At 69.6% G+C, this 21,357-nt stretch carries 27 protein-coding genes; 24 read left to right on the forward strand and 3 right to left on the reverse strand.

Annotation, left to right across the window (positions count from 1 at the left end; all coding sequences use genetic code 11):
- The first annotated feature begins 4 nt into the window (after positions 1 to 4).
- The 24 genes from rplX (at position 5) to glmM (ending at position 16,664) form a co-directional block, all read left to right on the forward strand.
- Positions 5 to 316 (forward strand): 50S ribosomal protein L24, encoded by a 312-nt coding sequence (gene rplX / locus ACIQVD_RS21800; RefSeq protein WP_033214113.1) that lies wholly within the window; start codon positions 5 to 7, stop codon positions 314 to 316.
- Positions 316 to 885, forward strand: a complete 570-nt coding sequence (rplE, locus tag ACIQVD_RS21805; RefSeq protein ID WP_030457412.1) for a 50S ribosomal protein L5 — start codon at positions 316 to 318, stop codon at positions 883 to 885. The genes rplX and rplE overlap by 1 nt, the downstream gene beginning before the upstream one ends.
- A gap of 3 nt (positions 886 to 888) precedes the next feature.
- Entirely contained in the window at positions 889 to 1,074 is a 186-nt protein-coding gene (locus tag ACIQVD_RS21810; RefSeq protein ID WP_008747480.1) for a type Z 30S ribosomal protein S14, read from the forward strand.
- A gap of 268 nt (positions 1,075 to 1,342) precedes the next feature.
- Entirely contained in the window at positions 1,343 to 1,750 is a 408-nt protein-coding gene (gene rpsH / locus ACIQVD_RS21815; RefSeq protein ID WP_100837834.1) for a 30S ribosomal protein S8, read from the forward strand.
- Between the two features lie 22 nt (positions 1,751 to 1,772).
- A complete protein-coding gene (rplF, locus tag ACIQVD_RS21820; RefSeq protein WP_100837835.1) occupies positions 1,773 to 2,312 on the forward strand; it encodes a 50S ribosomal protein L6 in 540 nt (179 codons plus the stop codon).
- 3 nt (positions 2,313 to 2,315) lie between these two features.
- Positions 2,316 to 2,699 carry a 50S ribosomal protein L18 gene (gene rplR / locus ACIQVD_RS21825; RefSeq protein WP_014136272.1) on the forward strand — a complete coding sequence of 128 codons (384 nt, stop codon included), beginning with the start codon at positions 2,316 to 2,318 and terminating at the stop codon, positions 2,697 to 2,699.
- A 48-nt stretch (positions 2,700 to 2,747) separates the two neighbouring features.
- Positions 2,748 to 3,368 carry a 30S ribosomal protein S5 gene (gene rpsE / locus ACIQVD_RS21830; protein ID WP_014136271.1) on the forward strand — a complete coding sequence of 207 codons (621 nt, stop codon included), beginning with the start codon at positions 2,748 to 2,750 and terminating at the stop codon, positions 3,366 to 3,368.
- Positions 3,368 to 3,550, forward strand: coding sequence for a 50S ribosomal protein L30 (rpmD, locus tag ACIQVD_RS21835; RefSeq protein ID WP_014136270.1), 183 nt, complete (start codon positions 3,368 to 3,370; stop codon positions 3,548 to 3,550). Before rpsE ends, rpmD begins: the two co-directional genes overlap by 1 nt.
- A gap of 2 nt (positions 3,551 to 3,552) precedes the next feature.
- Complete coding sequence (gene rplO, locus ACIQVD_RS21840; protein ID WP_400687289.1) at positions 3,553 to 4,005, forward strand: 50S ribosomal protein L15; 453 nt, start codon at positions 3,553 to 3,555, stop codon at positions 4,003 to 4,005.
- Positions 4,006 to 4,266: 261 nt separating this feature from the next.
- Positions 4,267 to 5,574, forward strand: a complete 1,308-nt coding sequence (gene secY / locus ACIQVD_RS21845; RefSeq protein ID WP_100837837.1) for a preprotein translocase subunit SecY — start codon at positions 4,267 to 4,269, stop codon at positions 5,572 to 5,574.
- Positions 5,574 to 6,233, forward strand: coding sequence for an adenylate kinase (locus ACIQVD_RS21850; RefSeq protein ID WP_400687287.1), 660 nt, complete (start codon positions 5,574 to 5,576; stop codon positions 6,231 to 6,233). Before secY ends, ACIQVD_RS21850 begins: the two co-directional genes overlap by 1 nt.
- A 115-nt stretch (positions 6,234 to 6,348) precedes the next feature.
- Positions 6,349 to 7,185, forward strand: a complete 837-nt coding sequence (gene map, locus ACIQVD_RS21855; RefSeq protein WP_400687582.1) for a type I methionyl aminopeptidase — start codon at positions 6,349 to 6,351, stop codon at positions 7,183 to 7,185.
- A 153-nt stretch (positions 7,186 to 7,338) separates the two neighbouring features.
- Entirely contained in the window at positions 7,339 to 7,773 is a 435-nt protein-coding gene (mscL, locus tag ACIQVD_RS21860) for a large conductance mechanosensitive channel protein MscL (protein WP_400687285.1), read from the forward strand.
- 192 nt (positions 7,774 to 7,965) lie between these two features.
- Positions 7,966 to 8,187, forward strand: coding sequence for a translation initiation factor IF-1 (gene infA, locus ACIQVD_RS21865; RefSeq protein ID WP_003956442.1), 222 nt, complete (start codon positions 7,966 to 7,968; stop codon positions 8,185 to 8,187).
- A gap of 35 nt (positions 8,188 to 8,222) precedes the next feature.
- Complete coding sequence (gene rpmJ, locus ACIQVD_RS21870; RefSeq protein WP_003956441.1) at positions 8,223 to 8,336, forward strand: 50S ribosomal protein L36; 114 nt, start codon at positions 8,223 to 8,225, stop codon at positions 8,334 to 8,336.
- A gap of 179 nt (positions 8,337 to 8,515) precedes the next feature.
- The gene (rpsM, locus tag ACIQVD_RS21875; protein WP_033250918.1) at positions 8,516 to 8,896 is read left to right on the forward strand and encodes a 30S ribosomal protein S13; all 381 of its coding nucleotides are present in this window, start codon (positions 8,516 to 8,518) and stop codon (positions 8,894 to 8,896) included.
- Positions 8,897 to 8,968: 72 nt separating this feature from the next.
- Complete coding sequence (rpsK, locus tag ACIQVD_RS21880; RefSeq protein ID WP_014136257.1) at positions 8,969 to 9,376, forward strand: 30S ribosomal protein S11; 408 nt, start codon at positions 8,969 to 8,971, stop codon at positions 9,374 to 9,376.
- A 133-nt stretch (positions 9,377 to 9,509) separates the two neighbouring features.
- Positions 9,510 to 10,532, forward strand: coding sequence for a DNA-directed RNA polymerase subunit alpha (locus tag ACIQVD_RS21885; protein WP_030457404.1), 1,023 nt, complete (start codon positions 9,510 to 9,512; stop codon positions 10,530 to 10,532).
- A 128-nt stretch (positions 10,533 to 10,660) separates the two neighbouring features.
- Positions 10,661 to 11,161: a 50S ribosomal protein L17 gene (gene rplQ / locus ACIQVD_RS21890; RefSeq protein WP_100837840.1), complete on the forward strand. Its 501-nt coding sequence runs from the start codon at positions 10,661 to 10,663 to the stop codon at positions 11,159 to 11,161.
- Between the two features lie 91 nt (positions 11,162 to 11,252).
- A complete protein-coding gene (truA, locus tag ACIQVD_RS21895; protein ID WP_400687281.1) occupies positions 11,253 to 12,227 on the forward strand; it encodes a tRNA pseudouridine(38-40) synthase TruA in 975 nt (324 codons plus the stop codon).
- Between the two features lie 42 nt (positions 12,228 to 12,269).
- On the forward strand, positions 12,270 to 13,928 hold the full coding sequence (locus ACIQVD_RS21900; protein WP_402291209.1) for an ABC-F family ATP-binding cassette domain-containing protein: 1,659 nt from the start codon (positions 12,270 to 12,272) through the stop codon (positions 13,926 to 13,928).
- Positions 13,929 to 14,165: 237 nt separating this feature from the next.
- The gene (gene rplM / locus ACIQVD_RS21905; RefSeq protein ID WP_014136251.1) at positions 14,166 to 14,609 is read left to right on the forward strand and encodes a 50S ribosomal protein L13; all 444 of its coding nucleotides are present in this window, start codon (positions 14,166 to 14,168) and stop codon (positions 14,607 to 14,609) included.
- A 47-nt stretch (positions 14,610 to 14,656) separates the two neighbouring features.
- Positions 14,657 to 15,163 (forward strand): 30S ribosomal protein S9, encoded by a 507-nt coding sequence (gene rpsI, locus ACIQVD_RS21910; RefSeq protein ID WP_033213973.1) that lies wholly within the window; start codon positions 14,657 to 14,659, stop codon positions 15,161 to 15,163.
- Positions 15,164 to 15,299: 136 nt separating this feature from the next.
- Entirely contained in the window at positions 15,300 to 16,664 is a 1,365-nt protein-coding gene (gene glmM, locus ACIQVD_RS21915) for a phosphoglucosamine mutase (protein ID WP_400687276.1), read from the forward strand.
- Positions 16,665 to 16,735: 71 nt separating this feature from the next.
- On the opposite strand, the gene ACIQVD_RS21920 is transcribed toward glmM, so the two are convergent.
- Genes ACIQVD_RS21920 through ACIQVD_RS21930 form a run of 3 tightly spaced genes read right to left on the reverse strand, consistent with a single transcriptional unit; the run spans position 16,736 to position 20,975 of the window.
- The gene (locus ACIQVD_RS21920; RefSeq protein WP_402291212.1) at positions 16,736 to 18,499 is read right to left on the reverse strand and encodes a phospholipid carrier-dependent glycosyltransferase; all 1,764 of its coding nucleotides are present in this window, start codon (positions 18,497 to 18,499) and stop codon (positions 16,736 to 16,738) included.
- On the reverse strand, positions 18,499 to 19,518 hold the full coding sequence (locus ACIQVD_RS21925; RefSeq protein ID WP_402291214.1) for a glycoside hydrolase family 26 protein: 1,020 nt from the start codon (positions 19,516 to 19,518) through the stop codon (positions 18,499 to 18,501). The genes ACIQVD_RS21920 and ACIQVD_RS21925 overlap by 1 nt, the downstream gene beginning before the upstream one ends.
- The gene (locus ACIQVD_RS21930) at positions 19,515 to 20,975 is read right to left on the reverse strand and encodes a glycosyltransferase family 2 protein (RefSeq protein ID WP_402291278.1); all 1,461 of its coding nucleotides are present in this window, start codon (positions 20,973 to 20,975) and stop codon (positions 19,515 to 19,517) included. The genes ACIQVD_RS21925 and ACIQVD_RS21930 overlap by 4 nt, the downstream gene beginning before the upstream one ends.
- Positions 20,976 to 21,357: the final 382 nt, after the last annotated feature.

Here is a 21,357-nt window from a genome sequence, read left to right on the forward strand (position 1 = left end):
CAGCATGAAGATCAAGAAGGGTGACCTGGTCCAGGTCATCACCGGCAAGGACAAGGGCAAGCAGGGCAAGGTCATCCAGGCCATCCCCGCCGAGAACAAGGTCCTGGTCGAGGGTGTCAACCGGGTCAAGAAGCACACCAAGCCGGGCCCCGGCACCCAGGGTGGCATCGTGACCGTCGAGGCCCCGGTGCACGTCTCCAACGTCCAGCTGGTCGTGGAGAAGGACGGCAAGAAGGTCGTCACCCGCGTCGGCTACCGCTTTGACGACCAGGGCAACAAGATCCGCGTTGCCAAGCGGACCGGTGAGGACATCTGATGTCTGAGACGACTGTTGAGAAGGTGACCCCCCGCCTCAAGGAGAAGTACCTCTCCGAGGTCAAGGGTCAGCTGCACGAGCAGTTCTCGTACGAGAACGTCATGCTGATCCCCGGCCTGGTCAAGGTCGTGGTCAACATGGGTGTCGGCGAAGCCGCCCGTGACAGCAAGCTGATCGAGGGTGCCATCAAGGACCTGACCGCGATCACCGGTCAGAAGCCGGCCGTCACCAAGGCCCGCAAGTCCATCGCGCAGTTCAAGCTGCGCGAGGGTCAGCCGATCGGCGCCCACGTCACCCTCCGCGGTGACCGCATGTGGGAGTTCGTGGACCGTCTGGTGTCGCTGGCGCTGCCGCGTATCCGTGACTTCCGCGGCCTCTCGCCCAAGCAGTTCGACGGCCGTGGCAACTACACCTTCGGTCTGACCGAGCAGGTCATGTTCCACGAGATCGACCAGGACAAGGTCGACCGTCAGCGCGGTATGGACATCACCGTCGTGACCACCGCTCAGACCGACGATGAGGGCCGGGCGCTCCTGCGCGCTCTGGGCTTCCCGTTCAAGGAGGCGTGAGCCATGGCGAAGAAGGCCCTGATCGCTAAGTCCGAGCGCAAGCCGAAGTTCGGCGTCCGGGCGTACACCCGGTGCCAGCGCTGCGGCCGTCCGCACTCGGTGTACCGCAAGTTCGGCCTCTGCCGCGTGTGCCTCCGTGAGATGGCGCACCGCGGCGAGCTGCCGGGCGTGACCAAGAGCTCCTGGTAGTCACTACCGGTCGTTCTGACATCGGCGAGTAGCGTGCCCGACCTCGACGCTTTTGGGTTCCCGGAGGGGATCCCGTAAGGTGTTGGGGTCGGGCCCCTGCTGCGGCGTCCCCTCCGGGGCGATCCGCGGCCCTCATCCGAGGGTCCGCACACACCCAGTCTTACTACGTCGCAGGTCCCCTGCGCTTGTGCCCCTTTCGCACTCCAGCGAGTGCGCGGAGGGGGACCTGGCGCGGAGAAACCACGGCGGGAGAGGCCTGAGGCCATCCATGACCATGACCGACCCCATCGCAGACATGCTCACTCGTCTGCGTAACGCGAACTCGGCGTACCACGACTCCGTGGCGATGCCGGCCAGCAAGATCAAGGCGCACGTCGCCGAGATCCTGCAGCAGGAGGGGTACATCTCCTCCTACAAGGTTGAGGAGCCCGCCGAGAACGAGGTCGGCAAGAAGCTGACCATCGAGCTCAAGTTCGGCCCCAACCGCGAGCGTTCCATCGCCGGCATCAAGCGCATCAGCAAGCCGGGTCTGCGTGTGTACGCAAAGTCCACCAACCTGCCGAAGGTGCTCGGCGGCCTGGGCGTGGCGATCATCTCCACGTCCTCCGGCCTCCTCACCGACAAGCAGGCCGCCAAGAAGGGCGTAGGCGGAGAAGTTCTCGCCTACGTCTGGTAATTCGGGAAACGGAGGTACAGCAATGTCGCGCATTGGACGGCTGCCCATCCAGGTTCCCGCTGGTGTGGACGTCACCATCGACGGCCAGACGGTCTCGGTGAAGGGCCCCAAGGGTTCGCTCACCCACGTCGTCGCCGCGCCGATCGAGATCGGCAAGGGCGAGGACGGCACGCTGCTCGTCACCCGCCCCAACGACGAGCGTCAGTCGAAGGCCCTGCACGGCCTGTCGCGCACGCTGGTGGCGAACATGATCACCGGCGTGACCGCGGGCTACCGGAAGTCGCTGGAGATCAGCGGCGTCGGCTACCGAGTCACGGCGAAGGGCTCCGACATGGAGTTCGCGCTGGGCTACAGCCACCCCATCCTGGTCACCGCGCCGGAGGGGATCTCCTTCGTCGTCGAGACGCCCACCAAGTTCCACGTGGACGGCACCGACAAGCAGAAGGTCGGCGAGGTCGCCGCGAAGATCCGCAAGCTGCGCAAGCCCGACCCGTACAAGGCCAAGGGCGTCAAGTACGCGGGCGAGGTCATCCGCCGCAAGGTCGGAAAGAGTGGTAAGTAAGCGATGAGCGTCTCTGTCAAGATCGGCAAGGGCAACGCCTACAAGAACGCCGCCCGCAAGCGCCGCGCCATTCGCGTTCGCAAGCGCGTCGTCGGCACCGAGGTGCGTCCGCGCCTCGTCGTGACGCGTTCGAACCGCCACATGGTCGCCCAGGTCATCGACGACGCCAAGGGTCACACCCTGGCGTCGGCGTCCACCCTCGACGTGTCCATCAAGGGCACCGAGGGCGACAAGACCGAGCTGGCCAAGAAGGTCGGAAGCCTGGTCGCCGAGCGCGCCAAGGCCGCCGGCGTCGAGTCGGTCGTCTTCGACCGCGCGGGCAACCGGTACGCCGGCCGCATCGCCGCCCTGGCGGACGCGGCCCGCGAGTCCGGGCTCGACTTCTAAGCCGCTCGTCGACCCTGTCGACGGACGTAAACGAGAGAGGTAATTCCAATGGCTGGACCCCAGCGCCGCGGTAGCGGCGCCGGCGGCGGCACCGGTGGCGAGCGGCGCGACCGCAAGCGTGACGACCGGGGCGGCGCCCCCGTCGCCGAGAAGACCGCTTACGTCGAGCGCGTCGTCGCGATCAACCGTGTCGCCAAGGTTGTCAAGGGTGGTCGTCGTTTCAGCTTCACCGCGCTGGTCGTGGTGGGCGACGGTGACGGCACCGTGGGTGTCGGTTACGGCAAGGCGAAGGAGGTTCCGGCCGCCATCGCCAAGGGTGTTGAGGAGGCCAAGAAGAACTTCTTCAAGGTCCCCCGTATCCAGGGCACCATCCCGCACCCGATCCAGGGCGAGAAGGCCGCCGGCGTCGTGCTGCTGAAGCCGGCGTCCCCCGGTACCGGCGTCATCGCCGGTGGCCCGGTGCGTGCCGTCCTGGAGTGCGCCGGCGTTCACGACATCCTGTCGAAGTCGCTCGGCTCGGACAACGCGATCAACATCGTGCACGCCACCGTGGCCGCTCTGAAGGGCCTCGTGCGCCCCGAGGAGATCGCCGCCCGCCGTGGCCTGCCCCTGGAGGACGTGGCCCCGGCCGCGCTGCTCCGGGCCCGTGCGGCTGGGGTGAGCGCCTGATGGCTCGCCTGAAGGTCACCCAGACCAAGTCGTACATCGGTAGCAAGCAGAACCACCGTGACACCCTGCGTTCGCTCGGCCTGAAGCGGCTGAACGACACCGTGGTGAAGGAGGACCGCCCGGAGATCCGCGGCATGGTCCACACCGTTCGCCACCTCGTCACGGTCGAGGAGGTGGACTGATCATGACGGACTCGCCGATCAAGCTCCACAACCTGAAGCCCGCCCCGGGTGCCAAGAAGGACAAGATCCGTGTTGGTCGCGGTGAGGGCTCCAAGGGCAAGACTGCAGGTCGTGGTACCAAGGGCACCAAGGCCCGCTACCAGGTTCCGCAGCGCTTCGAGGGTGGCCAGATGCCGCTCCACATGCGCCTGCCGAAGCTGAAGGGCTTCAAGAACCCGGCCCACAAGCAGTTCCAGGTCGTGAACCTGGACAAGCTGGCCGAGCTCTACCCGAACGGTGGCGAGGTCACCGTGGCCGACCTGATCGCGAAGGGCGCCGTTCGCAAGAACGAGCTCGTCAAGGTCCTCGGCCAGGGCGACATCGCGGTGGCGCTGCAGGTGACGGTCGACGCCGTCTCCGGCTCCGCGGCCGAGAAGATCGCCGCGGCCGGCGGTTCGGTCACCGAACTGCTCTGACGCGGTAGATCCGACGCACGGAACGACACCGGGCCCCGCGCCCCTCTTGCGAAAGGGGGGCCGGGGCCCGGTGCCGTTCCGGCCGGAGCCGCTGCTCCGTATTTGTGTGTCAAACCCGGGCAAGCCGTACCCCGTGAGTGGGGGAGCGGCCGCACGCGCTTCTTTCCGGGACCCGGGCACTGTTAGAGTCCGTGAAGTTCCCTTTCCCCACATCAGGACCGACCCTTCCGCCGACGACGCGCGGGAGGCGCAGGAGGCACCGTGCTCAGTGCGTTCGCGCGGGCGTTCCAGACGCCCGACCTGCGCAAGAAGCTGCTGTTCACGCTGGGCATCATGGTGCTGTTCCGGCTGGGCGCCCACGTCCCCATGCCCGGAATCAACTTCCAGGCCGTCCACGCGTGCGTCAACGGGCAGAAGGAAGGCCTGTTCGGGCTGGTCAACCTGTTCAGCGGCAACGCGCTGCTACAGCTGACCATCTTCGCGCTCGGCATCATGCCGTACATCACGGCCAGCATCATCCTGCAGCTCCTCACCGTGGTCATCCCGCGGCTGGAGGCCCTGAAGAAGGAGGGGCAGGCCGGCACCGCGAAGATCACCCAGTACACCCGCTACCTGACGATCGCCCTCGCCGTGCTCCAGGGCACCGGCATCCTGGCGACCGCCTCCAGCGGCGCGCTGTTCTCCGGCTGCGCCGAGGGCAACAACATCGTGCCGGACCAGTCGATCTTCCGGATCGCCACCATGGTCATCATCATGACCGCCGGCACCACCGTGATCATGTGGCTGGGCGAGCTGATCACCGACCGCGGCATCGGCAACGGCATGTCGATCCTGATCTTCACCTCGATCGCGGCGGGCTTCCCCGGCTCGATGTGGGCGATCAAGCAGTCCGGCAAGCTGCTGGACGGCTGGGGCGAGTTCGCCTCGGTCATCGCGGTCGGCATCATCGTGGTCTGCCTGGTCATCTTCGTCGAGCAGGCCCAGCGCCGGATCCCGGTGCAGTACGCGAAGCGGATGGTGGGCCGCCGGTCCTTCGGCGGCACCTCGACCTACATCCCGCTGAAGGTCAACCAGGCGGGCGTGATCCCGGTCATCTTCGCCTCCTCGCTGCTGTACATCCCGGCGCTGGTGGTGCAGCTGACCAACTCCCAGTCGGGCTGGGCGGTCTGGATCCGGAACCACTTCGTCAAGGGCGACCACCCGGTCTACATGGCGACCTACTTCGTGCTGATCGTCTTCTTCGCCTTCTTCTACGTCGCGATCTCCTTCAACCCCGAAGAAGTTGCGGACAACATGAAGAAGTATGGTGGGTTCATCCCGGGCATCCGGGCCGGCCGACCGACGGCCGAGTACCTGAACTACGTGCTCACCCGCATCACGTGGCCGGGTTCCCTCTACCTGGGCCTCATCGCGTTGATCCCGATGGTCGCCCTGGTCGCCTTCGGACAGCAGACCAACTTCCCGTTCGGCGGCACCTCCGTGCTCATCGTCGTCGGTGTCGGACTCGAAACTGTGAAGCAGATCGAGAGCCAACTCCAGCAGCGCAATTACGAAGGGTTCCTCCGCTGATGCGAATCGTCCTCGTCGGACCCCCCGGGGCCGGGAAGGGTACTCAGGCGCACGTCCTGGCCAAGACCCTGTCCATTCCCCACATCTCCACCGGTGACCTGTTCCGTGCCAACATCAGCCAGGGCACCCCCCTGGGTGTCGAGGCGAAGTCCTACATGGACGCCGGGCGCCTGGTGCCCGACGAGGTCACCATCGGGATGGCCAAGGACCGCATGCTCCAGCCGGACGCCGCCAAGGGCTTCCTGCTGGACGGCTTCCCGCGCAACCTGGGCCAGGCGGAGGCGCTCGACGCCTTCCTGGCCGAGCAGGGCATCGCGCTGGACGGCGTGCTGGACCTGGAGGTCTCCGAGGACGAGGTCGTCAAGCGGATCGCCGGCCGCCGGCTGTGCCGCAACGACGGCTCCCACGTGTTCCACGTGGTGTACAACCCGCCGAAGACCGAGGGCGTCTGCGACGAGTGCGGCGGCGAGCTGTACCAGCGCTCGGACGACACCGAGGAGGCCGTGCGGGTCCGGCTGGAGGAGTACCACTCCAAGACCGAGCCGATCATCGGCTACTACCAGGAGCAGGGCCTGCTGGTCACCATCCCCGCCCTCGGCAAGGTGGACGAGGTGACCGAGCGCGCGGTCGCCGCCCTGGAGCAGAAGAAGAGCGCCTGACGCCGCACGGCGCCGCGTGAGACGGCCGGGTCGCCCCGAAGCGGGCGGCCCGGCCGTCTCGTGCGTCGTACGGTGGAGGGCAGTCCGAATTCAGAACGTGGAAGGCGTGGACCAGATGGTGGAGATCAAGACCCCCGAGCAGATCGCCAAGATGCGGGCGGCCGGGCTGGTCGTCGCCGAGGCGCTGAAGGCCTGCCGCGAGGCGGTCGCCCCGGGGGTGACCACCGGCGAGCTGAACGAGGTCGCCGACGCGGTCATCGCCAAGCACGGCGCCACCTCCAACTTCCGCGCCGACCACGGCGGTCTCTGGTTCCCGGGCGTGATCTGCGCCTCGGTGAACGAGGAGGTCGTGCACGGCATCCCCGGCGAGCGGGTGCTGAAGGCCGGCGACCTGATCTCGATCGACTGCGGCGCGATCCTGGACGGCTGGCACGGCGACGCGGCGATCACCGTCGCGGTCGGCGGGACCGCCGCCGAGAACGTGATGCTGTCGAAGGTCACCGAGGGCTCGATGTGGGCCGGCATCGCCCAGATGAAGAAGGGCAACCGGCTGGTCGACGTCTCCCGGGCGATCGAGGGCTTCATCCGCCGCCAGCCGCTGCCGCCCAAGGGCAAGTGGGGCATCACCGAGGGCTACGGCGGCCACGGCATCGGCACCGCGATGCACATGGAGCCGCACGTGCTGAACTACGTCGCGGGCCGCGGCAAGGGCATGAAGCTGGTGCCCGGCACGGTGCTGGCGATCGAGCCGATGGTCTCGCTGGGCACCCCGCACACCGCGGTGCTGGAGGACGACTGGACGGTCGTCACCACCGACGGCACCTGGGCCTCGCACTGGGAGCACTCGGTGGCCGTCACCGAGCAGGGCCCGCTGGTGCTGACCGCCTTCGACGGCGGCAGGGCCGAGCTGGCCAAGCTGGGCGTCACCGCGGCGCCGGACCCGCTGGGCTGAGCGCCCCGGCGGGGGAGCGGACGGGTGCGGGCGCGCCGGGCTGAGGGACTTCTCTCACCGCGGCCGGATCGGGGCCCGGGGGTTTGGTCCTCCGGGCCCCTTGTCCTATTTTCGTCAGCTGACACCCGCAGCAACCCCAGGGGAGAGAAGACAGTGCTCAAGGGCTTCCGCGACTTCATGATGCGCGGCAACGTCATCGACATGGCCGTCGGTGTGGTCATCGGTGCCGCGTTCACCGGCGTGGTGACCGGCTTCGTCAGCGCGTTCCTGACCCCGGTGCTCGGCGTGGTGGTCGGCGCGGCCGGCGACTTCAGCGCCTACAAGTTCCACGTCGCGGGCGTCATCTTCCCGTACGGCCAGTTCCTGAACGTGCTGATCGCGTTCGTGCTGACCGCCGCGGTGCTGTACTTCTGTGTGGTGCTGCCGGTCTCCAAGGCCACCGCCCGGTACCTGCCGAAGAAGCCCTCGGTGCCCAAGCGCCCCTGCCCCGAGTGCCTGACCGAGATCCCGGAGGCGGCCCGCCGCTGCTCGGCGTGCACCGCCGTGGTCGAGCCGGCCGTCCCGGTCCAGGTCGCCGCGAAGCGCTGAGCCGGTGCGCGGCGCCGCCGGGCGCTGATTTCGCTCCGGCGCGGTGCTTGGTTTACGATGGTGCGTCGGCTCTCTCGTAGCGTGTTCCCGCACGCCCTCAGCCCAGGGGAATCCCCCGGGCGGAGGTGAAGCCTGGTTCGCACGAGCGTTCCGCATACGGTAGCCGGACCCGAAGGGTGGATCTCGCAGTTCATGGCTAAGAAGCAAGGCGCCATTGAGATCGAGGGCACCGTGATCGAGTCTCTTCCGAACGCGATGTTCAAGGTCGAGCTGCAGAACGGTCACAAGGTCCTCGCGCACATCAGCGGCAAGATGCGCATGCACTACATCCGCATCCTCCCGGATGACCGGGTCGTGGTGGAGCTCAGCCCCTACGACCTGACCCGCGGCCGGATCGTCTACCGCTACAAGTAACAACCGCCAGATCTAGACCCCGGAGAACCTGAATCATGAAGGTCAAGCCGAGCGTCAAGAAGATCTGCGACAAGTGCAAGGTGATCCGCCGCCACGGCCGGGTCATGGTGATCTGCGACAACCTGCGCCACAAGCAGCGCCAGGGCTGACGCCACCCCCCCAGCATTTCTCGTAGGACCTTCGCGCGACGCGCACCAACGTCATACGCGGGCCGCCCGATCCGTCCGATGGACGGACTGCCACCCCCGGTCAGAGGCCGGGGCTCCCTGTCGAGAGACAGCGAGTAGGCGGCACGTCAGACCTCTGAAAAGAACCACAGGAGCCTTGAATGGCACGCCTTTCCGGCGTTGATCTCCCCCGCGAGAAGCGGATCGAGATCGCCCTCACCTACGTCTACGGCATCGGCAAGACCCGCGCCCAGCAGGCGCTCGCCGAGACCGGCGTGAGCGGTGACATCCGCGTCCGCGACATCAGCGAGGACGACCTCGTCAAGCTGCAGAAGTTCGTGGACGCGAACTTCGAGGTCGAGGGTGACCTCCGCCGCCAGGTCGCCGCCGACATCCGCCGCAAGGTCGAGATCGGCTGCTACGAGGGCCTGCGCCACCGTCGCGGTCTGCCCGTCCGCGGCCAGCGCACCCACACCAACGCGCGTACCCGCAAGGGCCCGCGTCGCGCGATCGCCGGCAAGAAGAAGCCGGGCAAGAAGTAGTCCGTCCCGTCACCGGACATCCCTCCGGCCCGCGGGTCAGCGGACCGACCACCTCAGTAGGAGAACAGACTTATGCCCCCCAAGGGTCGTCAGGCTGCCGGCGCGAAGAAGATCCGCCGCAAGGAGAAGAAGAACGTCGCCCACGGGCACGCTCACATCAAGAGCACGTTCAACAACACCATCGTTTCGATCACCGACCCCTCGGGCAACGTGATCTCCTGGGCCTCGGCCGGCCACGTCGGTTTCAAGGGCTCGCGCAAGTCCACCCCGTTCGCCGCGCAGATGGCCGCCGAGGCCGCTGCCCGTCGCGCGCAGGAGCACGGCATGCGCAAGGTCGACGTCTTCGTCAAGGGTCCGGGCTCCGGCCGTGAGACCGCGATCCGCTCGCTCCAGGCCACCGGCCTGGAGGTGGGCTCGATCCAGGACGTCACCCCCACCCCGCACAACGGCTGCCGTCCGCCGAAGCGCCGCCGCGTCTGACGCGACGCCTGGGGTCACCAGGCGGTCGGTGTTTTAAACCTGGTACGGGGTCCCGTTCTTCGCGGGACCCCGTACGCTTGAGTTCTGTCGGCATCAAATAGTGGGTGCCGAAGACAACTGGAGGATCCAGAACATGCTGATCGCTCAGCGTCCGTCGCTGACCGAAGAGGTCGTCGACGAGTTCCGCTCGCGGTTCGTGATCGAGCCGCTCGAGCCGGGCTTCGGCTACACCCTCGGCAACTCGCTCCGCCGCACGCTCCTCTCCTCGATCCCCGGTGCCGCCGTCACCAGCATCCGGATCGACGGTGTCCTGCACGAGTTCACCACCGTGCCGGGCGTCAAGGAGGACGTCACCGACCTCATCCTGAACATCAAGCAGCTGGTCGTCTCCTCGGAGCACGACGAGCCGGTCGTGATGTACCTGCGCAAGCAGGGCCCGGGTGTGGTCACCGCCGCCGACATCGCGCCCCCGGCCGGTGTCGAGGTGCACAACCCCGAGCTGGTCCTCGCCACCCTGAACGGCAAGGGCAAGCTGGAGATGGAGCTGACCGTCGAGCGCGGTCGCGGCTACGTCTCCGCCGTGCAGAACAAGGCCTCGGGCCAGGAGATCGGCCGCATCCCGGTCGACTCCATCTACAGCCCGGTGCTCAAGGTCACCTACAAGGTTGAGGCGACCCGTGTCGAGCAGCGCACCGACTTCGACAAGCTGATCGTCGACGTCGAGACCAAGCCGGCCATGCGTCCGCGCGACGCGATGGCCTCGGCCGGCAAGACCCTGGTCGAGCTGTTCGGCCTGGCCCGCGAGCTGAACGTCGACGCCGAGGGCATCGACATGGGCCCGTCCCCGACGGACGCCGCCCTGGCCGCGGACCTGGCGCTGCCGATCGAGGAGCTGGAACTCACCGTCCGCTCCTACAACTGCCTCAAGCGCGAGGGCATCCACACCGTGGGTGAGCTCGTCGCCCGCTCGGAGGCCGACCTGCTCGACATCCGCAACTTCGGTGCGAAGTCGATCGACGAGGTCAAGGCGAAGCTGGCCGGCATGGGCCTGGCCCTCAAGGACAGCCCGCCCGGGTTCGACCCGACCGCCGCCGCCGACGCCTTCGGCGCCGACGACCTGGACGACCAGGGCTACGCGGAGACCGAGCAGTACTGAGTTTCGGCACCGGAGGCGGTCCGCTGAGGACCGCCTCCGGTGGCGCGAGAAAGTCGTGCGGACGCGGTGTCCGCACGCCCGCCGCGGTACCTGGTACGGCCGCGGTCGGAGATTCGAGGAGCTAAGTCATGCCCCGTCCCACCAAGGGCGCCCGCCTCGGCGGCGGCCCGCACCACGAGCCGCTGCTGCTGGCCGGCCTGGCCCGCGAGCTGTTCCAGTACGGCCGCATCACCACCACCGAGGCCAAGGCCCGCCGCCTGCGCCCGCTGGCGGAGAAGCTGATCACCAAGGCGAAGAAGGGCGACATCCACAACCGTCGCCTGGTGCGCAAGACCATCACCGACGTGTCGGTCCTGCACACCCTCTTCACCGAGATCGCCCCGCGGTTCGAGAACCGCCCCGGCGGCTACACCCGCATCACCAAGATCGGCGGTCGCCGCGGCGACAACGCGCCGATGGCCGTGATCGAGCTGGTCGAGGGCGAGATCGCCACCAAGGCGACCGTCGCCGAGGCCGAGGCCGCCACCAAGCGCTCCGTCAAGGAGGCCGAGACCAAGGCCGCCGAGACCAAGGCCGCCGAGGCCGAGGAGACCAAGGCCGACGAGGCCGCCGAGACCACCGAGGCCTGAGCCTCCCGGTAGGTCTTCGTCCGGGCCCGCCCTCCCGCTCGTCGGGGGAGCGGGCCCGTTCGCTTTCCGCTTGTCAGACAGGGGAGTTGGAGTGGTGAACGACTGCGCCGAGCTGCCGCCGGTGAAGGACGGCCCGGCGGACGGGCACACCCGGGTCCGGCTGGACCTCGCCTACCACGGCGCGGAGTTCTCCGGCTGGGCCCGGCAGCGCGAACGGCGCACCGTGCAGGGCGAGTTGGAGGACGCGCTGCGGATCGTGCTGCGCAGCGAGGAGAACTTCCCGCTGACCGTGGCCGGCCGCACCGACGCCGGGGTGCACGCCCGCGGCCAGGTCGCCCACGTCGACCTCCCCGACGGGCTGTGGGCCCAGCACGGCGCCAAGCTGCTGCGCCGGCTGGCCGGCCGGCTGCCGGCCGACGTCCGGGTGTACCGGGTCGCCGAGGCGCCGCACGGCTTCGACGCCCGGTTCGCGGCGGTCTGGCGGCGCTACGCGTACCGGGTGGCCGACCACCCCGGCGGGGTCGACCCGCTGCTGCGCGGCCACGTCCTCTGGCACGACCGGCCGCTGGACCTGGAGCGGATGAACGAGGCGGCGGCGCTGCTGGTCGGCGAGCACGACTTCGCGGCGTACTGCAAGAAGCGCGAGGGCGCGACCACCATCCGCACCCTGCTGGAGCTGCGCTGGGACCGGGTGCCGATCGACCCGTACGCGGCCCAGGAGGGCTCGCTGGCGGTGGCCACGGTGCGGGCGGACGCCTTCTGCCACAACATGGTGCGCGCCCTGGTCGGGGCGATGCTGCTGGTCGGCGACGGGCACCGGCCGGTGGGGTTCCCGGGCGAGGTGCTGGCCGGCGGGGTGCGCAACTCCGCGGTCAACGTGATCCGGCCGCACGGGCTGACCCTGGAGGAGGTCGGCTACCCGGCCGACGAACTGCTCGCGGAGCGCAACCGCGTCTCGCGCCGACTGCGGACGCTGGGCGAACCGGCCGGGAACGCCGCCGGGGGCGCCGTCGGGGACGCGACCGGGGGCGCCGCCGCGCGGACGCCGGGCGAACCGGCCGGGTAATCCGTTTTGTCGCGGGGTGGGGGCTTGGCACAATTCCGTGGCATGGGACACGTCGAGATTTCGCACCTTGAGTACTACCTGCCGGACGGGCGGGTGCTGTTCGACGACGCGTCCTTCCGGGTCGGCGAGGGCGCGGCCGTCGCGCTGGTCGGCGCGAACGGCGCGGGCAAGACCACGCTGCTGCGGATGATCGCGGGCGACACCCAGCCGCACGGCGGCTCGGTGACGGTCACCGGCGGCCTGGGCGTGATGCGCCAGTTCGTCGGCACCACCGGCCGGGAGAGCGCCGAGGACGCCCCGGGCGCGCTGCCCGCCGACGCCTCGGTGCGCGACCTGCTGGTCTCCGTCGCCCCGAAGCGGATCGCCGACGCGGCCCGCGCGGTGGACGCCGCCGAGCTGGCGATGATCGCGCAGGACGACGAGAAGTCGCAGATGGCCTACGCCCAGGCGCTGTCCGACTGGTCGGACGCCGGCGGCTACGAGTACGAGGCCGACTGGGACGTGTGCACCACGGCCGCGCTCGGCATGCCCTTCGACCGGGCGCAGTGGCGCGGCCTGAACACCCTCTCCGGCGGCGAGCAGAAGCGCCTCGTCCTGGAGGCCCTGCTGCGCGGCCCCGACGAGGTGCTGCTGCTGGACGAGCCGGACAACTACCTGGACGTGCCGGGCAAGCGCTGGCTGGAGGAGGCGATCCGGGCCACCTCCAAGACCGTGCTGTACATCTCGCACGACCGCGAGCTGCTCTCCCGCACCGCCGAGAAGATCATCGCGGTGGAGTCCGGCGCGGCCGGCTCCAGCGTCTGGGTGCACGGCGGCGGCTTCGAGTCCTTCCACCAGGCCCGCCAGGACCGCTTCGCGCGCTTCGAGGAGCTCGGCCGTCGCTGGGACGAGGAGCACGCCAAGCTGAAGAAGCTGGTGGTCAACCTGCGGCAGGCGGCCTCGGTCAGCCACGCCCTGGCGACCCGCTACGCCGCCGCGCAGACCCGGCTGAAGAAGTTCGAGGAGGCCGGCCGGCCGGAGGAGCCGCCGCGCGAGCAGTCGATCACCATGCGGCTCAAGGGCGGCCGCACCGGCGTGCGGGCGTTCACCCTGCAGGGCCTGGAGCTGTCCGGCCTGATGAAGCCGTTCGACCTGGAGGTCTACTACGGCGAGCGGGTCGCGGTGCTGGGCTCCAACGGCTCCGGCAAGTCGCACTTCCTGCGGCTGCTGGCGGGCGACGGGTCGGTGGAGCACGGCGGCAGCTGGAAGCTCGGCGCCCGGGTCGTCCCCGGCCACTTCCGGCAGACCCACGCGCACCCGGAGCTGCTCGGCCGGACGGTGCGCTCGATCGTCGAGGAGGAGCACGCGCTCTCCCGCGGGGCGGCGATGTCCGCGCTGCGCCGCTACGAGCTGGACCGGCAGGAGGAGCAGAAGTTCGAGTCGCTCTCCGGCGGCCAGCAGGCCCGGCTGATGATCCTCAAGCTGGAGCTGTCCGGCTCGACCGCGCTGCTGCTCGACGAGCCGACCGACAACCTGGACCTGGAGAGCGCCGAGGCGCTCCAGCAGGGCCTGGAGGCGTTCGAGGGCACCGTGCTGTGCGTCACCCACGACCGCTGGTTCGCCCGCAGCTTCGACCGCTTCCTGGTGTTCGGCTCGGACGGCCGGGTCTACGAGTCCCCGGAGCCGGTCTGGGACGAGGCCCGGGTGGTCCGGGACCGCTGATCCGCGGCTCCGGAACCCGCGCTGCCGGGCCGGTTTGGAATCCGCCCCACCGGCCCGGTATCGTTGGCCGCTGTTGTGCGTATTGGCTCGCTCTATCTCACGTGAGAGGTCGGTACGCCGGAGACGACAGGCCGAACTCCAGCGGCTGCCCGAATTGCGTCCGGGCGGATCGGCTGGAGGCCCCGGGCCTTGGTGCTCCTGTCAGGACCCACTCACTGAAAAGCGAAGGCTACGACCGTGCGTACGTACAGCCCCAAGCCCGGCGACGTCCAGCGTCAGTGGCACGTCATCGACGCGACCGACGTCGTGCTCGGCCGCCTGGCCTCCCAGGCCGCCAACCTCCTGCGGGGCAAGCACAAGGCGATCTACGCGCCGCACGTTGACACTGGTGACTTCGTCATCATCATCAACGCCGACAAGGTGCACCTCTCGGGCAACAAGAAGACCCAGAAGCTGGCCTACCGCCACAGCGGCTTCCCGGGCGGCCTCCGCTCGGTCCGCTACGACGACCTGCTCGCGAACAACCCGGAGAAGGCCGTCGAGAAGGCCATCAAGGGCATGGTTCCGAAGAACAGCCTGGGCCGTCAGATGCTCTCGAAGCTGAAGGTCTACTCGGGCGACCAGCACCCGCACGCTGCGCAGCAGCCGGTGCCGTTCGAGATCACCCAGGTCGCGCAGTAATTCCGGCCACCCGCACCCCGACTGACGTAGAAGAGCTGAGGAACACCGTGGCCGAGACTGCCATCGAGAGCACCCTCGAGGTCGACTTCGACGACGAGAACGTCGACGAGTACACCACCGAGACCGAGTACACCACCGAGTCGCTGGCCGGCCGCTTCGGCGAGGCCGTCCCCGGCGCCGGCCTCGGCCGCCGCAAGGAGGCGATCGCCCGCGTGCGCATCGTCCCCGGCACCGGCCAGTGGAAGATCAACGGTCGCACCCTGGAGAACTACTTCCCCAACAAGGTGCACCAGCAGACCGTGAACGAGCCCTTCAAGCTCCTCGAGCTGGACGGCCGTTACGACGTCATCGCCCGCATCGCCGGCGGCGGCGTCTCCGGTCAGGCCTACGCGCTGCGCCTCGGCGTGGCCCGTGCGCTGAACGAGGCGGACGTGGACAACAACCGCGGCCCGCTCAAGAAGGCCGGCTTCCTGACCCGCGACTCGCGCGCCGTCGAGCGCAAGAAGGCCGGTCTGAAGAAGGCCCGCAAGGCGCCGCAGTACAGCAAGCGCTAATCGCACCCTTCATGCGATCCTCGCCCCGGAGCACTCCCGTGCTCCGGGGCGTTGTGCCTCCCGGACCGGTGCGGAGTCCGCGGGGGCGGCACCACCCGAGCCAAGCACAGGCGCGACAGGACGGACGAACGCGAACATGACACGACTCTTCGGTACCGACGGAGTGCGCGGGGTGGCCAACGAGGGCCTCACCGCGGAACTGGCCCTGGGCCTGTCGGTGGCCGCCGCCCACGTGCTCGGCGACGCGGGCGCGTTCGAGGGCCACCGGCCGGTGGCCGTGGTCGGCCGGGACCCGCGGGCGTCCGGAGAGTTCCTGGAGGCCGCCGTGATCGCCGGCCTGGCCAGCGCCGGCGTCGACGTGCTGCGGGTCGGCGTGCTGCCCACCCCCGCGGTCGCCTACCTGACCGGCGCGCTCGGCGCCGACTTCGGCGTGATGCTCTCCGCCAGCCACAACGCGATGCCCGACAACGGCATCAAGTTCCTCGCCCGCGGCGGCCACAAGCTGGACGACGCGATCGAGGACGCGATCGAGGAGCACTACCGCCGCTACGGCGTCGGCGACGAGACCTGGCACCGCCCGACCGGTGCCGCGGTGGGCCGGGTCCGCCAGTACAACGAGGGCTTCGACCGGTACGTGGCGCACCTGGTCGCGGTGCTGCCCAACCGGCTCGACGGCGTGAAGGTCGTCATCGACGGCGCGCACGGCGCGGCCGCCCGGGTCGCCCCCGAGGCGTTCGCCCGGGCCGGCGCCGAGGTGGTGCACACCCTGGGCACCGAGCCGACCGGCCTGAACATCAACGACGGCGTCGGCTCCACCCACCTGGACAAGCTGCGCGCCGCGATGAAGGAGCACAAGGCCGACCTGGGCATCGCCCTGGACGGCGACGCCGACCGCTGCCTGGCCGCCGACGCCGACGGCAACGAGGTCGACGGCGACCAGATCATCGCCGTCCTCGCGGTCGCCATGAAGGAGGCCGGCACGCTGCGCCGCAACACCGCGGTCGCCACCGTGATGTCCAACCTGGGCTTCAAGCTGGCGATGGAGCGCGAGGGCATCGAGCTGGTGCAGACCGCGGTCGGCGACCGGTACGTGCTGGAGGAGATGAAGCAGCACGGCTACGCGCTCGGCGGCGAGCAGTCCGGGCACGTCATCCTGCTCGACCACGCCACCACCGGCGACGGCACCCTGACCGGCCTGATGCTGGGCGCCCGGCTGGCCGCCACCAAGCAGCCGATGGCCGACCTGGCCGCGGTGATGACCCGGCTGCCGCAGGTCCTGATCAACGTCAAGGGCGTGGACAAGAACCGGGTCGAGTCCTGCGTCGAGCTCCAGGCCGCGGTCGCCGCCGCCGAGGCCGAACTCGGCGCCACCGGCCGGGTGCTGCTGCGCAAGTCCGGCACCGAGCCGCTGGTGCGGGTGATGGTCGAGGCGGTCGGCCACGAGCAGGCCCAGGACGTCTGCCAGCGCCTCGCCGACGCGGTCCGGCTGCACCTGGGCTGAGACGGGTGCGGCGGGGCCCGCCGGGCCCCGCCGCCTGTGCTGCCGCCTGCCGCTTGCCTACTGCCGCTCGCCTACTGCTGCGGGGCGGCGTTCTTCTTCACCGGGATCCACACCTGGTAGAAGCCGCTGCCGTAGCTGTTGCGGTACGGGATGCTGACCAGCAGCCGGTACTTGCCCTCGGTGCGCAGCTGCTTGGTGAGCTTCTCGTCCAGCGCCCCGGTGACCGTCCGGTCGAACACCACGACGTCGAAGTAGCTGTCGGTGAGGGCGGCCTGGAAGCCCGCCTCGCCGGTGAGCAGCTTCTTGTCCTTGGTCTGGTAGGTGATCGTGTACGTGGACGTCCACTGGTTGAAGCCGACCTGCTCGCGCAGGTAGTAGCGCGGCACCGAGTTCGCCTCGACCAGGTAGTGGCCGTCCGGCACCAGCTGCCGGTTCAGGGTGGCGATCAGCTGGTCGGAGTTCGGCCAGGCGTGGTACAGGCTGGTGGACTGCACCATGCCGAGCACCAGCATGGTGACCCAGGCGAGGATGCCGAGCTGCGGGTGGCGGAAGTGCGAGCCGACGATCCGGGTGATGCCGAGGGCGGCCATCGGGGTGGCGAACAGCAGGCCGTAGCCGATGTGCTTGTGCAGCGAGACGCTCTCGTGGATCCAGATCTGGTACGCCGGGGCGAGCAGCGCGGTGCCGGTCAGCAGCAGGCCCATCAGGACCCGCCACAGCCGCCGCGGCACCCGGACGGTCTGCAGGGTGGGGGCCTCGCTCATCCGGCCCTTGAGGGCGTACAGGACGGTGCCCAGCACCGCGAGGGCGAACAGCAGGCCGCCCCACTCGGCGCAGTCGCGGAGCATGTCGATCCGGACGCCGTGGCCGGTGGCGCGGCCGGTGGTGGTGGACCGCAGGCCGTCCAGGACGTCCGAGCCGGTCAGCCGCAGCGCGGCGTACGCGCCGCCGACCGCGACGGCGGGGATCAGGAACAGCCGCAGCAGTGACCGCCACGCGTGGTACGGGACGGCGGCCAGGCAGGCCAGCGCGACGACCACCGGGGCGTACATCAGCGCCGCGTACTTGACCGCGACGGCCAGCAGCAGGACCGGCGGGATGGTCAGGGTGCCCAGCCACCAGCCGCGCCGCGCGGTGCGCACCGCGAGCCAGGCGGCGACCGCGATCAGGAACAGCGCCATCGCGTCGTAGGTGGCCAGCGCGCCCATGAAGAGGGTGGACTGGGTGACCGCGAAGCAGCCCGCGGCGACCAGCGCGACCCGCTCGTTGAACAGCCGGCGGGTCATCATGTACAGCAGCGTGGTGGCGCCCAGCATGAACGCCAGCGACAGGGCGCGGGCGCCGGCCAGGCCGAAGTGGGCGTCGGCCGCGGCGGCCAGCGGCGGGTAGAGCAGCGGCGAGCCGGAGAAGTACGAGGCGAAGGAGTCCGGCAGCGGGGCACCGCCGTCCAGGTGGTGCAGCTGGAGGTGGCCGGCGTACAGGTACAGTGCCTCGTCCTCGAAGGCGCTGTTGCTCAGCCGGAGCGTCAGCAGCGCCTGGGCGACCAGGACGCCCAGCAGCACCAGGCGGCTGATCCAGGTCCGGCGGCTGCTCGGCAGCGGGTCCCAGCCGACGTCGGGGACCTCGGGGAGGGTGTACCCGGGCTCGGCGGGCGCCGCCGGCTGCTGCGGGACCACCGGCTGCCGGGGCGCCGCGGGCTGCTGCGGCACCGCGGACTGCTGCGGCACCGCGGGCTCGGGCTCGGCGGTGAACCAGCCGAAGTTCCGCTCCGCGTGGTAGCGGTCCTCCGCGGCCTGGGCCTCGGGCGAGTATGCGTCGTCGCGCTGCTGCGTCATCAGGGTTTTCTCGGGTCGAAGCCGTACCGCGGGTCGGCGGCGTGCTGCTTGAAGGCCTTCAGCGAACTGGGCGTCTTCTCTAGCCGCCAGTCGGCGCGCTTGCTGATGTTGAACCAGACGAAGCCCAGGACGTCGGGGTGCTCCTCCACGCCCGCGAACAGCTGGTCGACGAACGAGGACGCCTTCTTGCCGGGTTCGGCGGCGGTCTCGCTGATGATGAACGGCTTGCCGCTGAACTTGCGGACCTGGGCCATGGTCGGGCCGTAGAGCTGCTCGAAGTCCTTGTCGCAGCACTCGGTCCAGTAGCCGACCATGCCGACCCAGTCGATGTAGCCGTCGCCCGGGTAGTAGGGCTGGAGGGCGACCTGCTGCACCGGGTTGACGATGTTCGGGCTCCACACCCAGATGACGTTGGACGCGCCGCGGTCCTGGAAGATGTCGTGGATCCGGCGCCACGCCGCGACGAAGTCCTCGGCGCTGTTGGTCTTGGTGCCCCAGTCGTACCAGTGGCCGTTCATCTCGTGGGCGAAGCTGATCGCCACCGGCACGTTGGTCTTCTGCACCGCGGTGGCGAACGCCTTGATGTACGGGTCGGAGTCACCCTTGGCGATGTCGGCCAGCGGGGTCTTGTGCGGCTCCCAGGCGATGTACGGCAGGGCGCCGTTCTGCCAGCTCAGCCGGACGCCGGTGGAGTCGAACTGGTCGCCCCAGCCGGCGTAGTTCTCGATGATGTTGGGCTGCTTGCCGACCATCTCGGTGTACTTCTGCACCGGCTCCATGGAGGCCGGCGCGCCGTCCAGCGCGACACCGAGGTACTTGCCGGCGGGCTGCAGCAGCGGCGTCAGGTCGACCGGCGCCCGGGCCTGGCCGCTGGGGTCGGCGGAGGCCACCTGGGTGTCACCGGTGCCGAAGGCGTCGCCGCCGGCCGACGGGCCGGGCCGGTCGCAGCCCGGCAGCAGCAGGAGCACGCCGGTCAGCAGCAGGCAGGCGGCCGTTCTGGCTCGACGGGTCGGGTTCACGCGGCCTTCTCGCTTCGGGGCTGGAGGAGGGTGCGGCCGACCACCAGGGCGTAGAACAGCCCGGAGGCGAGCACCAGGGCGTAGTCCGGCGGGTACCCGGTCAGGATGCGCCACACGGCGATGCCGACCCAGGCGAGCGCGGTGCCGCCGCCCCAGACCCACAGCCCGACCCAGAGCCGGCGGGTCCGGTTCTTCTTGGCGGTGCTGGAACCGGTCGCCTGCCAGGACATCCGCTTGCGGCGCAGGATGTCCCAGATCGCGAAGAAGTGCGCCCAGCCGTACATCATCCGGCAGGACCAGGCTTCCAGGCGGTACGGGACGCGGTGCCAGAGCGGGAAGATCACCGTGGTGTACACCAGGCTGGGCAGCACCAGCCAGAGCCGCTCGACCAGGAACATCTCCGGGTGCCAGACCAGCAGCGCGAGCGGGATCACCGGCGACAGGAAGATGAAGATCGCGGTGTGGATGTAGTAGAAGAACCCGGACATGTAGCACAGCCGGCTGCGCCAGCGGAGCTTGGTGTCCCAGAACTTGCGGCTGCCGAGCAGGCTCATCGAGCCGGAGCACCAGCGGTACTGCTGGTTGTAGAAGGCGCCCGCGGTGTCCGGGCAGACCCCGGTGGCCAGCGCCAGCGGCACGTAGCGCAGCCCCCAGCCGAGGCGGCGCAGGTCGAAGCCGGTGTGCACGTCCTCGGAGTGCTCGATCAGCGTGGTGCCGCCGTTCTCCTCCAGCGCGGACCGCCGGTAGACGGCGCAGCTGCCGACGCAGATCGCGCCGTCCCTGGCCTGCCGGGAGACCTGCACGGAGCGGTAGAACAGCTCCTGCACGGCGCCGGCGCCGCGCTCGACCCAGCTCTGCGAGTCCAGCACCCGGAAGTACTGCGGGGACTGCACGATGCCGAGCTTCGGGTCGGCGTCCAGGTGCGGGAGGAGCTCGCTCAGCAGGTCGGCGCGCGGGGTGAAGTCGGCGTCCAGGATGAGGATGTACTCGCCGTCGGAGTTGCCGAACCCGAAGTGCAGGTTGCCGGCCTTCTTGTACCAGCCGCGGTTCGGGCGGGTGCCGTAGCGGAAGCCGAAGTCGGCGGCCATCGCCTCGAGTTCGGGGCTGGCCGAGTCGTCGAGGACGTAGGGCATGCACAGGCCGGGGTAGTTGTCGGCCATCTCCCGGACGTGCGTCCAGGTGTTGTGCAGGATCTCGATCGGCTCGCCGCACACCGGGAGGAAGACGTCGACCGTCGGGTACTCCCGCGGGTGCCAGGAGCGCACCAGCTGCCGGTGGCCCTTGAGGTCGAAGTCGCCGTTGAGTCCGGTGACCCGCAGCGAGATCAGGTAGTAGACCACGGTGAACAGCAGGAACGGGGCGTAGATCCACAGCCAGGGCGCGCTCGCCAGCAGGCCGACCTGGCTGGTGGTCAGGCAGCCGAAGCTGATCAGCGAACTGAGCGTCAGCACCCACAGGTGGCGCTTGGTGTACGCGAACTTCTCGGCGTCGTCCGGCGGTTGCGGCAGCAGTCCGAGCTGCGGCGCGGCCGGGGCCTTGCGGCGGCGCGGCGCGGGGACAGCTCCGCGCCGCCGGGTGCGGCGCGTGGATTCGATGCTGCTGGACAAAGAGGGCCCCCGTGGCCGTGCTTCGGACTCGATTCAGCCTGCCTGCGCGGAGATTGGCGTGGACCGGCGGCCGCTAGAGTTTAACCGACGGTGTTCGCCGGGCCGGGGCCGGGTAGTGACGTTTGCATTACGGTGGGGCGCGCCGGCGCGGCGGAAAGCGGACATTTCGGCCTGCTGTGGAGGCGGCATCACCGAACGGGCGCACATGCCCTAGCATTCACGCACATGAGCG

The organism is Kitasatospora sp. NPDC090308 (genome assembly GCF_044769485.1).
GTDB classification, from domain to species: domain Bacteria; phylum Actinomycetota; class Actinomycetes; order Streptomycetales; family Streptomycetaceae; genus Kitasatospora; species Kitasatospora fiedleri.